Source organism: Nocardia sp. NPDC058058 (genome assembly GCF_042885355.1).
GTDB lineage: Bacteria > Actinomycetota > Actinomycetes > Mycobacteriales > Mycobacteriaceae > Nocardia.
On sequence record NZ_JBHVSA010000049.1, the window covers coordinates 1 to 1,094 of the forward strand.

Sequence of the window (1,094 nt, forward strand, 5' to 3'; positions counted from 1 at the left end):
GAAGGTGCCCCACGAGTCGTCGTACTCCGCCCCCTCCGCCAGCAGGTCGCCGAAGCCCTCCGCGGTGGGCCGGGCGTGCCGGGTCGGGTCACCCGGGTCGGTCTCCGCACCCGTCAGCTCGGAGATCCGCTTCAGGGCGGTGGCCAGGCGCGGCGCGTTCTCCGCGGCCACCTCCGGTTGCGGGCGCTCCCTGAGGTCCAGCGTCAGCCAGGCGTCCGCGTAGGTGGACAGCGCCAGCAGCACGGCGCCCTCGCCCCATACGTCGACCCGTACGGTGAACAGCTTCTCCGCCCGGCGCCCGGCGCCGGATTCCGTCCACTCGCCGGGCAGCTTCAGACTCAGCGTCAGGAGACGCTCCGGCAGCAGCGGCAAGGCGGCGACCCGCGGACCGAAGCCGTCACCGGCTTCCACCGGAACGTCGTGGAGTTCGAACAGGGGCCTGGCCATCGCGCGCCGGTCGCTGAGTACGACCGAACCCGTTCCCGCACCCGTGACCAGGCCGAGGGTGGCCAGAGTGTTCCTGACGTCGGTCAGCAGACCGAACGCCCGCGCAATGCGGCTCTCGGCGGCACCGGACACGGGGGAGGGTTCCCAGAACCATTCGCCCACGGGCTCCGATGTGATCACTCCTCAGTTTCCCACGGCAGAGCGACCGGACGTCGGCGCCAATACCAGGGCCCGGACGCGAAGCCCTCGGATCCGCCTTCGAGCGCTGCCGCGAGCGCCCGGCCGCCGTCGTCCGCGGTGCCTTCCCGGAAGGCGGCGTCAAGGGACTCCACGACGGCCTCCGCCTGCGCCCGTTCGTCGGCGGGCAGCGCCTCCACGGCCGCGGCCAGCCGATCACGGTTCTCCAGGTCCTCCCCGTACGTCGCCGCTCCGTACCAGTCGGAGGGCGGCCAGCCTGCGGCCATCCGCGAAATGAGCGCTTCCCACGCCCAGACCAGGTCGCGGACATCACCGGCCGGACTGTTCCGATCGGCGCCGGCCAGCAGTCCGTCCGCCAGCGGTGTGGCCACGGGGAAACCGCGTACGACCTCGGGAAACTTTTCCACCACCGCCCGGGGGAACACCGCAAGAGCGGTCTCCGTCGCCGT

Annotated in this window: 2 protein-coding genes; both read right to left on the bottom strand. The window is 72.2% G+C overall.

Annotated features, from left to right (window positions below; genetic code table 11):
* A partial coding sequence (locus tag ACFVUS_RS44080) for a hypothetical protein (RefSeq protein WP_387781585.1) occupies window positions 1-627 on the bottom strand: 627 nt, incomplete at its 3' end.
* A partial coding sequence (locus ACFVUS_RS44085) for a hypothetical protein (protein WP_387781588.1) occupies window positions 624-1,094 on the bottom strand: 471 nt, incomplete at its 5' end. The genes ACFVUS_RS44080 and ACFVUS_RS44085, both read right to left, overlap by 4 nt.